Annotated in this window: 10 protein-coding genes; 4 read left to right on the forward strand and 6 right to left on the reverse strand. The window is 65.7% G+C overall.

Translation table 11 applies throughout. From position 1 onward, the window contains the following. The first annotated feature begins 2 nt into the window (after nt 1–2). Nucleotides 3–473 carry an SET domain-containing protein gene (locus EYV96_RS14480; RefSeq protein WP_131152238.1) on the forward strand — a complete coding sequence of 157 codons (471 nt, stop codon included), beginning with the start codon at nt 3–5 and terminating at the stop codon, nt 471–473. Between the two features lie 12 nt (nt 474–485). Here EYV96_RS14480 and EYV96_RS14485 read toward each other — a convergent pair whose 3' ends face one another. Both EYV96_RS14485 and fusA read right to left on the reverse strand, forming a co-directional pair. Then, the gene (locus EYV96_RS14485; RefSeq protein ID WP_131152239.1) at nt 486–989 is read right to left on the reverse strand and encodes a GreA/GreB family elongation factor; all 504 of its coding nucleotides are present in this window, start codon (nt 987–989) and stop codon (nt 486–488) included. A 69-nt stretch (nt 990–1,058) separates the two neighbouring features. Then, entirely contained in the window at nt 1,059–3,098 is a 2,040-nt protein-coding gene (fusA, locus tag EYV96_RS14490; RefSeq protein WP_131152240.1) for an elongation factor G, read from the reverse strand. A 263-nt stretch (nt 3,099–3,361) separates the two neighbouring features. Here fusA and EYV96_RS14495 point away from each other — a divergent pair, with 263 nt between their 5' ends. Together EYV96_RS14495 and EYV96_RS14500 are read left to right on the forward strand one after the other, a co-directional pair. Beyond that, nucleotides 3,362–4,363 carry a hypothetical protein gene (locus EYV96_RS14495; RefSeq protein ID WP_240732573.1) on the forward strand — a complete coding sequence of 334 codons (1,002 nt, stop codon included), beginning with the start codon at nt 3,362–3,364 and terminating at the stop codon, nt 4,361–4,363. A 138-nt stretch (nt 4,364–4,501) separates the two neighbouring features. Then, complete coding sequence (locus tag EYV96_RS14500) at nt 4,502–6,430, forward strand: hypothetical protein (protein ID WP_240732575.1); 1,929 nt, start codon at nt 4,502–4,504, stop codon at nt 6,428–6,430. A gap of 36 nt (nt 6,431–6,466) precedes the next feature. Here the strand turns inward: EYV96_RS14500 and EYV96_RS14505 are convergent, their stop codons facing one another. From EYV96_RS14505 to EYV96_RS14520, 4 genes are all read right to left on the reverse strand, one after another. Continuing rightward, on the reverse strand, nt 6,467–8,740 hold the full coding sequence (locus EYV96_RS14505; RefSeq protein ID WP_131152242.1) for a xanthine dehydrogenase family protein molybdopterin-binding subunit: 2,274 nt from the start codon (nt 8,738–8,740) through the stop codon (nt 6,467–6,469). Further along, on the reverse strand, nt 8,737–9,270 hold the full coding sequence (locus EYV96_RS14510; RefSeq protein ID WP_131152243.1) for a (2Fe-2S)-binding protein: 534 nt from the start codon (nt 9,268–9,270) through the stop codon (nt 8,737–8,739). Before EYV96_RS14510 ends, EYV96_RS14505 begins: the two co-directional genes overlap by 4 nt. Nucleotides 9,271–9,395: 125 nt before the next feature. Then, on the reverse strand, nt 9,396–10,727 hold the full coding sequence (locus EYV96_RS14515) for an APC family permease (protein ID WP_131152244.1): 1,332 nt from the start codon (nt 10,725–10,727) through the stop codon (nt 9,396–9,398). A gap of 261 nt (nt 10,728–10,988) precedes the next feature. Further along, complete coding sequence (locus EYV96_RS14520; RefSeq protein WP_131152245.1) at nt 10,989–12,920, reverse strand: S53 family peptidase; 1,932 nt, start codon at nt 12,918–12,920, stop codon at nt 10,989–10,991. 368 nt (nt 12,921–13,288) lie between these two features. On the opposite strand from EYV96_RS14520, the gene EYV96_RS14525 reads away from it, so the two are divergent. Continuing rightward, nucleotides 13,289–14,803, forward strand: a complete 1,515-nt coding sequence (locus tag EYV96_RS14525) for a fumarate hydratase (protein WP_131152482.1) — start codon at nt 13,289–13,291, stop codon at nt 14,801–14,803. The last annotated feature ends 84 nt before the right edge of the window (nt 14,804–14,887 follow it).

Raw genomic sequence — 14,887 nt, forward strand, 5'->3', positions numbered from 1 at the left:
CCATGACCCGACGCATCATTGCCCGCCGCTCTCCGATCCACGGCAACGGCGTATTCGCCGCCGCGCCCATCAAGAAGGGCGAAGAGATCATCGAGTACAAGGGCACGCTGATGACCCACGAAGAGGCGGACGACCTCTACGGCGATGGCGGCGAAACCGGTCACACCTTCCTGTTCACGCTGAACGACGATTACCTGATCGACGCCAACCGCAAGGGCAACACGGCGCGCTGGATCAATCACAGCTGCGATCCGAACTGCCAGGCCCTGATCGAGGAAAACGACAGCGGCAATCCGCGCAAGGATCGCGTGCTGATCGAAGCCATCCGCAACATCAAGCCCGGCGAAGAACTCACCTACGACTACGGCATTACGCTCGATGTGCCGCACACCGCGCGCATGAAGAAGGTCTGGGCCTGCCGTTGTGGCTCCCCCAAGTGCATTGGCACGATGTTGAAGCCCAAGGCCAGGTAAGTCGCTTGTGTCTCAGGTGTCGTCGCCGTAGTCGAAGGACATGACTTCAAGGCGCAGGTCGCCAGCCGGACGATGCCAGAGCACTTCTTCACCCACGCGCGCGCCGATCAGGGCGCGCGCCAGTGGTGAGACATAACTCACCAGGTGGTGCTCCGCGTCGGCTTCGTCTTCGCCGACGATCCGGTAGCGCATTTCACCTTCATCCGAATCCGTCACCACTTCCGCGCCGAACGCGATGCGGTCGCGCGGCTGCTGCGCGAGATCGATCTCGATCGCGCTCGATACGCGGGCTTTGAGCCAGCGCAGGTCACGATCGAGCGCGGCCAGTTCCGCCTGATGTCCCAGCGTTTCCTCGGCGCCCGCCAGCGCCTCGCGTCGCGACTCGACATCGCGAAGGCGCGCACGGAGCAGCTCCAGCCCGTGGGGCGTCACATAATTGGGATGTTCGCTCAGCGGAATGTCCGGCAGTTTGCCGTCGGCATTCTCGTCGGCGTCCTTGACGAAGGCCCGACTCATGGTGGACTCCTTGATGCGGCTACGTTGATTGAGATGGCGATCCGGACCGGCGACTCAAGTGTGCCTTGGTCAATCGTCTTCCACCTTTGGTTTCCACGCCTCGCTCAGCTGCTTCTGAACCGGTGGGGGCACCGGCTCGTAATGACTCAGGTCGAGGCTGTAGCGCCCGCGCCCGCCCGTCATCGCCTTGAGCTCCGTGGGATAGTCGGTGAGCTCGGCCAGTGGCGCCTGCGCCTTGATCACCAGTTCACCGCCGCGATGGGTGTCCGTGCCCATGATCCGCGCGCGCTTGCCGGCGAGGCCGCCGGTGACATCGCCGACGTTGGCTTCGGGAATGGCCACTTCGACGTCGACGATGGGCTCGAGCACGACGGGTCTGGCCTTGCCGATGGCGTCGAGGAACGCTTTCTTGCCGGCACTGATGAAGGCCACTTCCTTGGAATCAACCGGATGGTATTTGCCGTCATAGACAGTGACGCGCAGGTCCTGCAGGGGATATCCGGCGACCGCACCGTGCTCCATGGCCTGCCGGACGCCCTTCTCGATGGCCGGAAGGAACTGATTGGGAATGACGCCACCCTTCACTTCGTCGACGAACTCGAAGCCGGTGCCGCGCTCCAGCGGTTCGACGCGCAAAAACACCTCGCCGAACTGGCCCGCGCCGCCGGTCTGCTTCTTGTGACGGTGATGGCCTTCGGCCTTGCCGGCAATCGTTTCGCGATACGCGATGCGTGGCGGATGCGTCACGACTTCGACGCCGTAGCGCTCCCTCATGCGTTCGAGCATCACTTTCAGGTGCAATTCGGACAGGCCGCGAATGACGGTCTCGTTGAGTTCCTTGTGGTGTTCAACGCGAAAGCACGGATCTTCTTCGGCCAGGCGCAGCAAGGCCTGGGACAGCTTCTGTTCCTGCCCCTTGTGCCTGGGCTCGAGCGCCAGCCCGAACATGGGTTGCGGGAAATGCATCGGCGCCAGGTGGATGCGGTCCTCATCGTGCGAATCGTGCAGCACCGCGTCGAAATGGATCTCCTCGACCTTGGCGATGGCGGCGATGTCGCCGGGGATGGCGTGATCGATCTCCACGTGTTGCTTCGCATTCACCCGGAACAGATGGCCGACCTTGAAGGCCTTGCGACTGTCGTCGATGAACAGCTGCGAGTCGCGCCGGATCGTGCCTTGCCAAACGCGGAAAATGCCCAGCTTGCCGACGAAGGGGTCGTTGACGATCTTGAACACATCGGCGATGGCATGCAGGGTCGGGTCGGGCGTGGCGATCACACGGTCGCCGTCGGTGTCGAGGAAGGGCGGGGCGTTGCCTTCCGAAGGATTGGGCAGCAGCTTGTCGGCGATATCGAGCCATTCCTGCACGCCGACGCCTGTGCGCGCACTGACGAAACAGATCGGCACCAGGTGACCTTCGCGCAGGCATTGCTCGAACGCGTCATGCAATTGCTGCGGAGACAGTGATGACTCGCCCGCATCGAGGTACGTGCCCATCACTGACTCGTTGATCTCGACCACCTGATCGATGATGCGCTGGTGCGCCTCCTCGAGTGAGGAAAAGTCGGTTGCGCCATCGCGATGGAAAAAGCAGTCGAGCACATGCTTGCCGTCCTGCGCAGGCAGGTTCACGGGAAGACACTCCGTGCCGAACTCATCGCGCAGGGCATCAACTAGTGCGCGCAGCTTGTTGGCGTCGCTGTCGATCTTGTTGACCACCAGAATGCGTGCCAGGCCGCGCTCGCGCGCATGCTCCATCATCCGGCGCGTGCCATGTTCAATGCCGTTGCCAGCGCTGACCACGATGGCGACGGTTTCCACCGCGGCGAGTGCTGATAGCGTGCCGCCGCGAAAATCCGCGTAGCCGGCCGTGTCGATGAGATTGATATGGCAGCCGGCGCGATCGATGCTCGCGATGCAGCTGTCGATGGAATGGCCGCGTTCTTTCTCTTGCGCGTCGGTATCCGACTGCGTGGTGCCGCGCTCGATGGAGCCTTCGGTCTGGATGGTGCCCCCTGCGTGCAGCAGGGCTTCGAACAGCGTGGTCTTGCCCGTGCCGGCGTGTCCGGCGAGCGCGATATTGCGGATGTTTTCCGTGTTGTACGACACGATGCGACCCTCCCTTCGAAGGCGCGAGTCGTGCTGACGTCGACCTGCGGCGCCGCACGCGTCGCGCATAGCGACTGACCATGGCGGGCCGTCATGGTCGTCCGGGCGTCGGAACGCGGGGGCGGTCATGGCGGGAGCGGCGCGGGGCGCCGTTCCTCCAGCTTTGAGCGATCCGGGGCGCGGGTCAAGTTGCACTGCGGGGCGAGGGAACCTCGGTGTGTAGGTTTTGTCTGAAGAACTGCCGTCGCGATCGGGAAGATCGCGTGACATCTCCTACACGTCATTCACAGGGACGCATCATCGAACGCCTGGAGCCCACCGACCCGCATCGTTGGCAACCGCCTGCTGAAACCGACCGTCACCGGGGCTTGCAGCCCATCGATGGTCCCACGCTTGCGATGCTCCACCAGCTTCGCTGGCGCCACCCGTTGCGCGAGCGCGGTCGTTCGTGGGCTGGCTGGGTGCTCGCTCTGCTGCTGCACCTGCTGTTCGTCGCCGGTACCTGGTGGGAGATGCAGCCGCGCCCGGGTGAAGAGACTGTTACGACGCATCGCACCGAAGCGTTGCAGGTGCGTCTGATTCCTCGCGCTGAAACCGCGTCGGCGCCACCCCCTCCCGCGCCGTTGGCGCCGCCTGCACCACCTCCACCGCCCCGACCCAGGCCGGTGCGTGAAGCGCCATCCCCCAACGCGATGACAGTGAGCTTGCCGGCGAGTGCGGCGACCGTGGCGCCGCAGCCACTGCTCTTCGACGCGAACGGGCAGCCGCTCCTGCCAGGATCCGCTGCCGCGGGCAATGCGCCCGGCTACGTGCAGAACGGACCCCAGGGCGATGCCGGGGTCATGCAGCACAAAACCACCATCACCTATAAGGAAACCCGCTTCGAAAAGCACTGGGAGAAAAGCGACAACCTCTTCGACAGCGCCTTGCGCAAGGCCGTGGAAAAGACCTCGGTCACGCACACCTTCCACGTGGCGCCGGGCGTGCGCATCAAGTGCGGCATCTCGTTCGCTGCGCTGGCCGGCGGTTGTGGTGCTGCGGATCCACCATCCAGGGCGTCGGCCAAAGTCGGCGACGAACGGCTCAGCATGGCGCCGACCGCGGCGCTGGCCGCTCCGGGCGAGCCCCCACCTGAGCCGCCAGGCGTGGATGAATGCATCGCCATCTATCGGGCCAACCAACCCCTGCCGCACGGCTGTCCGGTGGACACGCCCAATCGCTCGGTCGACGCAGAGCTGCAGGAAAAGGCCGCTGTCGGGCGGTGACTTGCATGGCATCCAGTGTGCGGCCATGTCTCGGAATAAGCCTTAGGGCCGGGCAGTAGCCTTTGGGCGCGGTTAGCCCGCTACACTTCGCGCATGCCACAGCCGCCCACGGAACCGACCCGCACACCCCGAACGACTGTGTGGCTGCCCTCGCCGCGCGAGGCGGCGCAGTTGGCGACTATCTATCGGCGGCAGCGCGGACGTGACACGAAGCGCGAGCGCTGGCTGCGCATCCTCGGCCTGGTCGGCACCTTCTTCATCCACCTGATCTTTCTGATCGGCGTGATCCTCGGCCCCGCCTATGAGCTGGATGAGCACGAAGAAGAGAACGTGCCGCCGATGGTCGTGCGGCTGATCGAAAAGAAGCCGGAAGAGCCGCCGCCACAACCGCCGGTGCGGGGTACGCCGCCCAAGGAAGTGGGGCCGGTGCATCGCGGCAGCAGCAACCCGACGGCTCGCCGCGTGACGCGCACCAACGCGGCGTCCGCACGCACCGACGCCGATCTGGCTCCGGTACCGGTGCCTGCGCTGGAAACCCCGGTGATCGTGGTCAAGGCGAAGCCGGCCGCGGAGAAGCCGCAAATCGCCGCCGCCCCCAAGCCCACGGTGACCGTGCCCAAGCCGGCGCCCGCTCCGGAGATGGCGCCGGTGCCCACCTCCGTCGAGCCACCGCAGGTCAGCTTGCCGACGCCGCCGGTCCCGCAGCCGGTGCCGCCGAAGTTCCAGCCGGAACCCATCCGCAAACCGCAGCTCGAAGGCACCGCTCCGGTCACGCCGCCAGCCTCGCTGGCGATGCCGGAAGTGCCGCCGCAGTCGGCGCCCACGGTCGAAGCGCCGACCATGGCGATGGAAAAGGCCGTGCCCAAGCCGACCGTGGCGAGCCTGCCGCAGATCACCCGTGCGGATGTGGTGTCGGCGCCGCCGGAGCCCGAGCTGGCGGCGGTTCCGCTGCCGGCGGATGCGGCACCGGCGGTGAACGTCCAGGCACCGACCTCCACGACGACGGCCATCGTGCCGCGCGAAAAACAGACCGTGCAGGCGCCATCGATCACCGTCGCCGAGGCAGAGCTCGAAGCCGTGCCGTTGCCCGAGCAGGTCCAGCCGAGCATGGAGAAGCCGCAGGCGCCCAAGCTCGAGACCGCCGCGCCCAAGTCGATCGCACTCGACCAGAAGCCGACACTCGAACGTCCCCAGATCACCCCCGAACCCGCCAGCGCGAATGCCGAGCCGTCGAAGTCGCAGGCCTCGGCGCCGAGCGAAGCATCGAGCCAGGCCAGCGCGTCCAGCGCCAACGCTACGGCCAACGCCGCCGAAGCAAGCAAGCAGCCCGGCGAAGGCAAGAGCAGCGCGCCCAACGCCACGCCGCAGGGCAGCGAGACCGGCACGCCGGGCCAGCCCAACGGCAGCGAACGATCGACGGCAAACAATGGCAAGCCCGGTGGACTGAATCTGTCGCTGCCGCCCGGTGGGGGCAAGGGCGCCAATCCTGGTGCAGGCGCAGGTGCCGGCGCGGGCAGCGAAAACGGTGGTGTCAACGGCACCTACGTTCAGCTGGTTCCGCGCGGCAACACTGAAGTGATGTCCCACGGCACGCCGAACATCGGCTACAAGGCAACGCGTTTCGAGAAGGACTGGACCCCCGAAGGCGAAAGCTCGATCGATACGGCTTTGCGGCGCGCGGTCGAAAAGACCACCGTTCGCCACACCTTCCATCTCCCGCGTGGCGTACGCGTGGAGTGCGTGATCATGCCGCTGCTGCCCGTCGCGCTGTTCGGTTGCGGTGACGGCAATCCGCCGCCCAAGCCCGTGGACGAGAAGGTCTATGAACGCATGACGATGGCGCCGAGCAATCCGCTGGTCCCGCCTGCGCCGGGCAGTAGCACCGCGGCGGCATCGCCTGTGAAGCTCGACAACGCCGCGGCATGCGCGACCGCACGCGTTTCCGGCGGCCCGCTGCCGCCAGGTTGTATCAACGACACCTTGCCCGCAGGTCGCCCGTCACCCGCGGCACCCGCGAAATCCAGCACGGTACCCACGTCGTGGGTACCGGCCAGCGATAAGTTCTGATGGGAAACGCGTTGCGCGAGGCCCTCGCGCAACGCGTCAGAGCAGGCGCAGCAGCTCGCGCATCAACGGCAATCGACGCACGCGTACCGCACTCACGCGGAACACGGCATTGGCCAGTGCCGGTGCCGCGCTGGGCATGGCCAGGAAGCTGGCGCCCGTGGGTGGTCGATCGTCCTGCACGGTGATCACTTCCACGCTGTCGGGAAGCTGGGCCATGCTCGCCAGCGGATAATCCTTAAGCGAATGCTGCTGCGGCTGGCCATCCCTGAATGTAACCGCGAGGTTCATCGCAGCACCCAGCGCGTCCAGCGTCGCTCCTGCGACCTGGCCTTCCAGGCCGGTAGGATTGATGACGCGACCGACGTCGACGGCGCACACCACGCGCTCGATGTTGAGCTTATCGGCAGCAAGTGACGTTTCGATCGCATGCGCGACGTACGCACCGTTGACATGCCAGCAGGCGATGCCCAGTCCATTGACGGTGCGCAGCCAGTTCTTCCACTCGATGCGATCGGCCACCAGCTTGAGCACGTTGATGAGTCGGCCGGTATCAAGCTGGCCACCACCCTGCAGTGCCACCTGGCGAGCCTCGCCGAGCAGGCGCAGGCGCGTGTCGAGCGGATTTTCCTTCAACGCATGCGCGATTTCATCGATGAAGCTCTCGACCGCGAACGCATTGTTGACGTACGGCATGCCGCGATGCGGGCCGCGCGCTAGCAACGATTGCTGCGCATACCAGTCGCTGCGGTAGTTCGGTACAAGGCCGGCGGGCAGCTGGTTGACGTCCACTTCAGACGTCCAGAGCTTGTCCTGCGGCGTCTGGCGCTGCGCCAGCGACGAGGCGCTCGCCATGCGCTGGTTCCAGGTGACGATGTTGCGCTTGCGGTCGAGCGTGGCGTTGAGCTTGTGCACGCAGCCGGAGCGGTAGAAGTCGTGGCCGAGATCGTCCTCGCGCGTCCACAGCACGCGCACGGGCTTCTCCACCAACTGGGCCAGCATCACGGCCTCGGCAACGAAGTCATGATCGAGGCGACGCCCGTAACCGCCACCGACGCGCGGTACGCGGATATCGATCTGATCCGGCTTGAAGCCGGTCAGGCGCTGCACAACGGACCAAGCCTGTTGCGGTGCCTGGGTCGGCACCACGAGGGTGGCGCGCTCCTTGTCGACGCGGGCAAGGCAGTTCATCGGTTCGGACGTGGCATGCGCCAGCCACGGCTGCACGTAACTGGCATCGACGCGCCGCGCGGCTTTCTTCGCTTCGGCATCGACATCGCCGTCGTTGCGCACGCGCGTGGTGGGCGCAAAATCCTTGGCGTTGAGCGCATCGAACGCCTGTTGCTCCAGGACGGCACTGCTTTCCGAGCCGCTGGCGCCAGGCTTCCATTCCACCTTGAGTTTGTCGCGGCCTTGCAGCGCGGCCCAGGTGTTTTCGGCGATGACCGCGATGGACGGCGCCTGCACGGTCTGGCCCGGCAGGACACCCGCTTCAGGCTTGAGCTCGACGACCTTGACGACGCCCTTGATGGCTTCGGCGTCCTTGAAATCCTTGCTCGCGACGCTGCCATCGTTCCACGGGCAGCGCAGCAGCACGGCGACCAGGGCGTCGCCATAAAAGTGATCCACGGCGAACTGTGTTTGGCCCGTCACCATGCCGCGCGCGTCGACGTCGCCCGCAGGCTGGCCGATGAGCGTGAATCGATCAGGTGCTTTCAGGCCCACCGTCGTGGTGGGCGGGGCGACTTTCGAAGCAGCCTCGGCGAGGGAGCCATAATCGAAGCGGCGACCGTCGGGCGCGATGACCATGCTCGACTGGGTGCGCAGGCGGTCGGCCTGAATGCCGAGCCGGCGTGCGGCCGCCTGCATCAGCAGCCAGCGCGCCAGCGCACCGGCCTGACGCAGATCCGCCCACGCGGCGGGGATCGAATCACCCATGCCACCCAACTGGTGGCCGTAGGTCCAGCGCGCCTCGCCATTGCCATTTTCGACACCAAGGCCCAGCTGGACCACGCTCACGCGCGTCCAGTCGGCATCCAGTTCGTCGGCGATGATGCGGGGGAGGGCCGTGGACGTGCCCGTGCCGGTGTCCGGGTCGCGCGCACCGATCAGGATGCTGCCATCGGGATCGATCCGAACGTACGCGCCCAGGCCGTACAGGGCATCGCCCAGGAGGGCTGCCGGGACGGGCGGTTCCCCCGCACGGGCGACGAGCGGCACGCCGACAATCAGGGCACCGGTAGCGCAGGTAAGGATTTTCAGGAACTGGCGGCGCGACGGCAGCGCGGGATCATCGTGACGGTGCGCGCTCATGCCTTGCCTCCGGCGATGGCCATCGCAGCGCGCTTGATGGCGCGGCGCACGCGCGTCTGGCAACCGCAGCGACACAGGTTGGGGAGCTGGTCGATGTCGTTGTCATTGGGTTGCGGATGGCGGTTGAGCAGATCCACCGACGCCATCAGCCAGCCCGGGGTGCAGTAGCCGCAGCCGATGGCGTCTTCGTCGACAAAGGCCTGCTGCAGCGGATGCAGCTTGCCGTCGGGGGCCGCCAGGCCCTCGACGGTGGTGACCTTCTTGCCCTGCAGCGTCTTCACGGCAACCGTGACGGCGGCGACGAGCTTGTTGTTCACCAGGACAAGGTCCGCGCCACCCAGGCCGTGTTCGCCACTGAACTTGGTGCCCGTCAGGCGAAGGACGTCGCGCAGATACCACAGCAAGGGCATCTCCGGATCGCCGGTGTGCCGGAAGGCGCGCCCGTTGATCTCGACGTCGATGCCTTCGCGAATCTTCTCTGGCGTGATTTTGTTGGCCGGGGTGACATCCAGGCCCTGGGCTTGCGCCATGGGGAAACTCTCCGTGCGTATCCGCGCATTGTGGCATTGCCGGCCCCCGCGATGGGAGCGCCGGCTGGGCGGCGGTTCATGCAGGGCGCGGCTTCACGCGCCTTCGACGCCGCGATTCCGGACCCTCAGGGCGCCGGCTGGGTCACCGGGAAGAAACGCCGCCAGATGAAGTACACCGGCGCGCCCGCGGCCATGATCAGCAGGCCCATGCCCGCGTTGACGGGATTGCTGAGCATCGTTTCAACGACGACCCAGGCGACCACGCCAACGAAGATCAACGGCAGCAGCGGATAGCCCGGCACGCGGAAGCTGGCCGACGCACCCTGGCGCCGGCGATACCAGAACAGCGTGGCGACACCGAGCGCGCAGGCCAGCCAGTCGCCGAAGGTAGCGTAATCGAGCAACTGGCCGTAGCTGCCGGAGACCGCCAGCACCACCGCCCAGCCCGAGAGCAGGATCAGCGCGACGTTGGGCGTCCGGTGTTTGGCGTGCAGCAGCGCCACGCTGCGGAAGAACAGGCCATCCTCGCCCATCACCTGCAGCACGCGTGCGCCGGCGACCAGGGTGATGTTGCAGAAGCCGAGCGTGGAGATGGCGATGCCGATGGCGATGACCTTGCCGCCGATGGGCCCGAAGACGCGGCTCATGACGTCAGCAGCGGGCGTGGTGCTGTTGGCCAGGCCGTCATGGCCGAGCACGGCCAGGTAGGCGACATTGACCAGCGCGTAGACGGCGATGACCAGCAACATGCCCACGAAGAGGGCACGCGGCAGCGTCCGCTGCGGATCGCGCACCTCGCCGGCGAGATTGTTGAGGTAGGTGAAGCCCGAATACGCGAACAGCACCGGCAAGGCGGCGCCCATGAAGCCCACGTCCGCGCGCGCCGGATCTGCCGCCAGCACGCCCGTCTGTCCGGCGCCGGCAAGAAACAATCCGCACACCACGAGCACGGCGACGGCCAGCAGTTTCAGCAGGGTAAACAGATTCTGGATCTGCGCGCCGAGTCGAAGGCCAAACAGGTTTATGCCAGCGACGAAGATCAGTGCGCCGGCGGCAAGCGGCGCAATCATGTCCTTGGGCAGGCCGAACACGGACGTGGCGTAGCTGGCAAAGATCGTCGCCACCGCCGCGCTTGAGCCCGAGTAGATCACCAGCAACATGGTCCAGCCGAACAGGAAGCCGGCGAGTGAGCCGAAGGCTTCGCGCAGGTAAACATAGCTGCCGCCCGCGTGGGGCCGGCGCGCGCCCAGCTCCGCGTAACACAGGGCGCCGATCAGCGTGAGCAGGCCCGCGCCGACCCACATCATCAACAGCGTCAGACCCGACCCGGTGCGCTGCGCGGCAATGCCGGGGTTGAGGAAGATGCCGCCACCAATGATGCCGCCCACCACGATCATGGCTGCGTCCCACAGGCTCAGGCGCCGGACGTAGCCGCTGGGATTGGGGGTGTCACTCATGGATGTGGTCGCCGCGTGAAGTTGACGGCCAGAATGGCGGGTCGCGGCGGATCGGGCAAGAGTGGCCGGTGAGGGCCGGAAAGGGTGGGGCGATGCCGTGCCAGTGGGCCAGCCGGCGCGTGCCGTAGGGCCCTCAGGTTTCGGTGCGTTCCGACATCAGGACATCGCCGGTCGCCTTTTCGGGATATTCCACGTTTCTTCCTGACTCAAAGAAAGCGCCGGCCCCCTACAGGGAGCCGGCGCCTCATGCTTCAAGCCGGATCAGAGCCCAGCGCGCAGATACGCGTCGAGATTCGCCACGTTCAACGTGCCGATGCCCGAACCCTGGTCATAACCCTGCTTGCCCTTGTAGAACCAGTTGTCGCCGTCCTTGATGTCACCGAAGCCGGACCAGCTGCCATAGCTGAAGATGTTCTGCAGGAAATAGACCTGCGGATTCCAGAAGCCGACGCGGTGGCCGGTGCTCTGCCTCAGCAACGCGCTGATGCCGTTGAGCTGCGGGGCGACGAAGCTGGTGCCGCCGTAGCCGGTGATCACGCCGCCGTCGACGGTGGACACCACGATGTAGCCGGTTTCCGGATCGGCATTGAGCGAGATGTCAGGCACATTGCGGCCATAGAACCCGCCGGGCAGCTGCAGCAACACTTCCGGCCCGGAGCTGGTGTTGAAGGCCAGCGTCTGCTTCTTCTCGCTGGTCTTGATGCCCTGGGTGAACAGCTGATACAGCGGGGTGCGCCAGTACACGCTCACGCCACCGCCACCGCCGACCGAGAACAGATCGAGCGTGCCCTTGCCGACGTACTTGTCGAAGTAATCCTGGATGTAATCCCAGGCCCAGACGCGCTCCTTCTTGATCGACTCGGTCGGACCGGTGCGGAACGCGTAGCTGAAGGGCACGGTGGTGCCGCCGGCCGCGGTCATGTACGGATCGGAGGCGGGTGAATCGACGGTCAGCGGCGCATTGAACGTGCCGGGCGTCGTGCCATAGCCGAGGCCGCGCACGGTGTCGTAGGCGCCGGAGTCACCGCTCGCCGCGAACGCCGACTGACCCTGTACGGCCGCTTCCATCAGGATCTGGTGCCAGATCTGGAGATCGCCGACATCCGTGGTGTCGTTGACGGGGGCACCGTCCACATTGAGCGCCGCGAAGTTGTAGATCTCCGGCAGACCCCAGCTGGTGGAGATCGTGTCGGCCTTGTTGTCCACCACCGCCTGCATGAAGGCATTGGTGAAGCTGTCGCCGGCATTGGGTGCGTCATAGACCAGCACATCGGCAAACGGTGCCAGGCCGCCGGACTGTTCGACGTCGAGCGAGGTTTCGCCGCTGCCGTCATCGAAGGCGCCACCGCCGTCGACATGGATCTGCGTGATGCGATTGGGCTTGGTGGCCAGGCCAATGCCGTTCCAGTAGTCGTACGCGTCCTGCGGATAGAAGTTCGACAGGGTGACGATAGCGAGCGTCGAGCCCTTGCCGGTCACGCCGCGGTTGTACAGCGGGTTGATGTTGTACAGGTTGGCGACGTCGCCGACCGTGTACTCACCCGGCACGCCTGTCGCAGTGGGGTTGCCACTCGGTTTGGCAGCAGGTGCCGTCGCCGCGCGTGCCATCGCGTTCATCTGCGGCTGCGGTTGCGCGGCCTTGGGTGATTGCATGCGATGCGAGATGTACTTCCGTTCGGTGTTGAGGCCCGTGGCGCCAAGCACGCTGCCGGAGATGTTCACCGGCAGCACCAGATCCTGGGTCGGCTTGTGATAGCGGCGACCGGTATCCGGTGATACGAAGGTATGGATGGGGGTTTTGAAGGCGGTACTGAACTGAGCCAGCGTGCCGCTCGCGCGGATGGCCATCTTGTTATCGAGCACGGTGCCAGTCAGGCCCTGCTGCTTGAGGAACGACTGTACCTGGGCGATCTGCGCGTCCGTGGCGCCGTACTTGCTCGCGAATTGTGCGGTGGTGAGGAACTGATGGTAGTTGCGACTTCCGGGCGTGATCGTCTGCTGGATGTAATCCTCGAGGTCGGGCTGGTTACGCAGCTTGAGTACCAGCAGGACGTTCACCGTCTTGGCGTTATCGGCCGTGCCGAGGTCGGTGGCGGGCTTGATGTCGTTCGCGGCGAAAGCGAACGTGGATACGGTGCTGAGCATCAGCGTCAGGGATGCTGCAAGGGCCGTACGATGCAACTTCGCAAGCATGAGAGTTCCTCCGTGGATGGAGACTCTGGCGCAGGAGGTGTGGCAGCGGCGGACTGCTACGTCGCTGTCCCGCTTCCGGCCAGGCCGTCAAGCGAGTCAACAAACCGTGTGATCTCAAATCATTCCCCAAAACCGGAGGGCGGTACCCCCTGAAGATCCGCGCGCCGGTTGGCGGACGGTAGCGCGGTTCGCGAGCAAGTTCTTGCGATAGCCGGGAATGGCTTGGCTGGGCCGTTTCAGCGGGGCGGGGAGGGCGTCGTGAAGGCCCGTTTTTCAGGTTGAGACCGGCTTGCGGCACAATAGACCGGTTGTGCGCCGCGAACAGATGGTCCGTGGCGTGGGTTTCCATCCAGTCCAAGCTGCCGCCAATGACCACCATCAAGCAAGACGATCTGATCCAGTCCGTCGCCGACGCCCTGCAGTACATCAGCTACTACCACCCGGTCGACTACATCAAGAACCTCGCCGCCGCCTATGAGCGCGAGGAGTCACCGGCCGCCAAGGACGCGATGGCTCAGATCCTCATCAACTCACGCATGGCGGCCGAAGGCCATCGCCCGCTGTGCCAGGACACCGGCATCGTCACGGTCTTCCTCGAAGTCGGCATGAACGTCCGCTGGGACGCCACCATGTCGCTCGAAGACATGGTCAACGAGGGCGTCCGTCGCGCCTACAACCATCCGGACAACAAGCTGCGCGCCAGCGTGCTGGCCGATCCGGCCGGCAAGCGCCAGAACACGAAAGACAACACCCCGGCGGTGATCAATGTCTCGATCGTGCCCGGCGACACGGTCGAGGTCATCGTCGCGGCCAAGGGCGGCGGCTCGGAAGCGAAGTCCAAGTTCGCCATGCTCAACCCGTCCGACTCCATCGTCGACTGGGTGCTCAAGACCGTGCCGACCATGGGCGCCGGCTGGTGCCCGCCGGGCATGCTGGGCATCGGTATCGGCGGTACGGCCGAGAAGGCCATGCTGCTGGCCAAGGAATCGTTGATGGAGCCCATCGACATCCAGGACCTGATCGCCCGCGGCCCGAGCAATCGCGCCGAAGAGCTGCGCCTGGAGCTGTACGAGAAGGTCAACGCGCTGGGTATCGGCGCGCAGGGCCTGGGTGGCCTGACCACCGTCCTCGACATCAAGGTCAAGGATTATCCGACCCACGCGGCCAACCTCCCGGTGGCGATGATTCCGAATTGCGCGGCCACCCGCCATGCGCATTTCACCCTCGACGGCTCCGGCCCCGTCATGCTCGATCCGCCGTCGCTGGAAGACTGGCCCAAGCTCACCTATGACGCCTCCAAGGGCCGTCGCGTGGATCTGGATACCGTCACGCCGGCCGACGTCGCCAGCTGGAAGCCGGGCGAAGTGCTGCTGCTCAACGGCAAGCTGCTCACCGGCCGCGATGCCGCGCACAAGCGCATGGTCGACATGCTCAACAAGGGCGAGCCGCTGCCGGTCGACTTCAAGGGTCGCTTCATCTACTACGTTGGCCCGGTCGATCCGGTGCGCGACGAGGTCGTCGGCCCTGCCGGCCCGACCACGGCCACCCGCATGGACAAGTTCACCGAGCAGGTGCTGGCCCAGACCGGCCTGCTGGGCATGGTGGGCAAGGCCGAGCGTGGCCCGGCCGCCATCGAGGCCATCAAGAAACACCAGTCCGTGTACCTGATGGCCGTGGGCGGTGCCGCCTACCTGGTGTCCAAGGCCATCAAGGCCAGCCGCGTCGTCGGTTTCGCCGACCTGGGCATGGAAGCCATCTACGAATTCGAAGTGAAGGACATGCCGGTCACTGTGGCCGTCGACTCGGCCGGCACCTCGGTGCACCAGACCGGCCCGAAGGAATGGCAGGCCCGCATCGGCAAGATCCCCGTGGTCGTTGCCTGATGGCTGCCCCGGCTGGCGCGGACGTCCGTCTGACCGCCAGCCTTTTCCCTTCGTGATGTGCCGGCACCTGTTTCAGCGGGTGCC

The sequence above is a fragment of the Dyella terrae genome, assembly GCF_004322705.1.
Classification (GTDB): Bacteria; Pseudomonadota; Gammaproteobacteria; order Xanthomonadales; family Rhodanobacteraceae; genus Dyella_D; species Dyella_D terrae.

Excerpts from the sequence above, each read along its gene's own strand:
- EYV96_RS14525 (WP_131152482.1), top strand. The coding sequence starts at position 13,289 with ATGACCACCATCAAGCAAGACGATCTGATCCAGTCCGTCGCCGACGCC.
- EYV96_RS14510 (WP_131152243.1), bottom strand. The coding sequence starts at position 9,270 with ATGGCGCAAGCCCAGGGCCTGGATGTCACCCCGGCCAACAAAATCACG.
- EYV96_RS14520 (WP_131152245.1), bottom strand. The coding sequence starts at position 12,920 with ATGCTTGCGAAGTTGCATCGTACGGCCCTTGCAGCATCCCTGACGCTG.
- EYV96_RS14505 (WP_131152242.1), bottom strand. The coding sequence starts at position 8,740 with ATGAGCGCGCACCGTCACGATGATCCCGCGCTGCCGTCGCGCCGCCAG.
- EYV96_RS14480 (WP_131152238.1), top strand. The coding sequence starts at position 3 with ATGACCCGACGCATCATTGCCCGCCGCTCTCCGATCCACGGCAACGGC.
- EYV96_RS14485 (WP_131152239.1), bottom strand. The coding sequence starts at position 989 with ATGAGTCGGGCCTTCGTCAAGGACGCCGACGAGAATGCCGACGGCAAA.
- EYV96_RS14515 (WP_131152244.1), bottom strand. The coding sequence starts at position 10,727 with ATGAGTGACACCCCCAATCCCAGCGGCTACGTCCGGCGCCTGAGCCTG.